The sequence below is a fragment of the Streptomyces sp. NPDC050743 genome (assembly GCF_044456925.1).
Classification (GTDB): domain Bacteria; phylum Actinomycetota; class Actinomycetes; order Streptomycetales; family Streptomycetaceae; genus Streptomyces.
Map to the genome: position 1 here is coordinate 1 of NZ_JBITGJ010000312.1, position 1773 is coordinate 1773.

The window sequence follows — 1773 nt, forward strand, 5'->3', positions numbered from 1 at the left end:
GGAGCCGTAAATTAACTACTGCCGGTCTTGATCTTGCTGTCGTACTCGTCGATCACGTGTTGCAGGGCTTCGAGTGAGCGCGGCGGGTGGGTCCTGCGGTCGACCAGGACCGCGGCGAGATCGGGGCCGGCGAAGGCCAGCAAGGGCTTGGTCCGCCCGGCGTGGTAGCTCAGCACGTTGCGGTGGAGGCCGAGCAGTTGGCCCGCCAGCGTCAGGGTAACGGTGTTCCGGCTGCGGAGGACGGCGGCCAGGACGCGGTGGCGGTGGTCGAGGATGCCGAAGCCGGGGTTTCGACCGCGCCCGTCGCGGTCCTCGCGCTGGCGCTCGGCTTCGGTCAGGAGCTGACGGCAGGGTTCGAGCCGGAGCACGAGCTGGTCAAACTCCTCCCGGGGCATACCGGTCAGCGCCGGGTGGGTGAGGAGGAAGGTGGCCTCGGGCGGAATCGGCGGCCCTGATGCCTCCTGCGCGTCCTGCGACGGTTCCTGGTCAGGATCGCGCGGCACGATGGTGTAGTTCCACTCACCGTGGAAAGCGTCCCGTTCCACCCGCTGCTCGATGCCCTTGCGTTCGGCACGGGTGAGCACGCGCCCGGTGGGGTAGTCGTTCTCGTCCAGCGTGGCGCTGACGGTCAGCCCGGTGCTGGTGCGGGTGGCCGAGATGGTCTGCAGCAAGACCTCGAAGCTGGTCAGCGGTCGTCCGCGCAGGCTGTGGGTGATCCGGGAGAACAGGCGGTGTTCGACCTTGTTCCATTTCGAAGTGCCAGGCGGAAAGTGCATGACGGTGATGCTGAGCCCGCACTCGTCGGCGAAGGCGGCAAGCCCCATCTTGAACAGGTGGGAGCTGGCCGAGTTCGCCCCGCCGGAGTCCGCAGTGACCAGCAGCCGATTCGCCTCCGGGTAGTCGAGACGGCCCCGGTGCTGCCACCAGCGGCGCAGGGACTCCACCGCGAAGGCTGCCGTGTTGCGGTCGGTGCCCACGTTCACCCAGCCGCTGTCGCGCCCCAGGTCGTAGACGCCGTATGGGATGGCGATCGGGGTGTCGGGATCGACGAAGTCGTGGTCCGGGGCCGTGATCGGATCGCCCTTGGGGCGGTAAGAGCGGCCGGGGCGGGCGAAGTCGCCGATCGGCTCCTTCTTCTTCGCGTCCACGCTCACCACCGGCAGGCCGTCGGCCAAGAAGCGCCCGACGACGCCGTTGATGTGCCGGAACTGGGCATCTCGGTCGGGAACGTGGCTGCCGGCCCTCGTCTTGGCCATGCCCTGCAGACTGAAGCCCATCGCACGCAGTAGGTCCGCGACCACCGGGGCGCTGACCGGATGGCTTGCCTCGCGCAGCTCACGGGCCAGGTCCCGCAGTGACGCGGTGGTCCAGCGCAGCGGCGAGACCGGATCGCCCACCTCCCGCGGCTCGATCAGCGCCTCGAGCGCGGGCCGCAGCCCCGGATCGCGGTCGGTCGCCGGTTTGCGGCCACCACCGCGCCGACGCACCCGCCCTAGCACCTCAGCCCCAGCGGCCAGCTCGTCCTGCCCGCGCACGATGGTCGACTCCGAGACCTCGGCCAGCCGGGACACAGCCGTGATCCCGCCGTGCCCCAGAGCTTCGGCTTCGGACGCCAGGTACAGGCGACGCTGCCGCTCGTCCAGGTGGGGGAGCACTGCTGCGAACTTCACATCGAGGACCTCGAGGGTCTCCTCCGGTATCGCCATGACAGCCCATCTACCATGCCACACAGTGAAGTTGAGCCGACGCCAGCAGTTATTTGCTTACAACTCC

The 1773-nt window shown here is 68.9% G+C and carries 1 protein-coding gene; it reads right to left on the reverse strand.

Translation table 11 applies throughout. The features are described 5' to 3' along the window. Nucleotides 1-11: 11 nt before the first annotated feature. Entirely contained in the window at nt 12-1706 is a 1695-nt protein-coding gene (locus ACIBJF_RS53285; protein WP_399185098.1) for an ISAzo13 family transposase, read from the reverse strand. Nucleotides 1707-1773: the final 67 nt, after the last annotated feature.

Excerpts from the sequence above, each read along its gene's own strand:
- ACIBJF_RS53285 (WP_399185098.1), bottom strand. The coding sequence starts at position 1,706 with ATGGCGATACCGGAGGAGACCCTCGAGGTCCTCGATGTGAAGTTCGCA.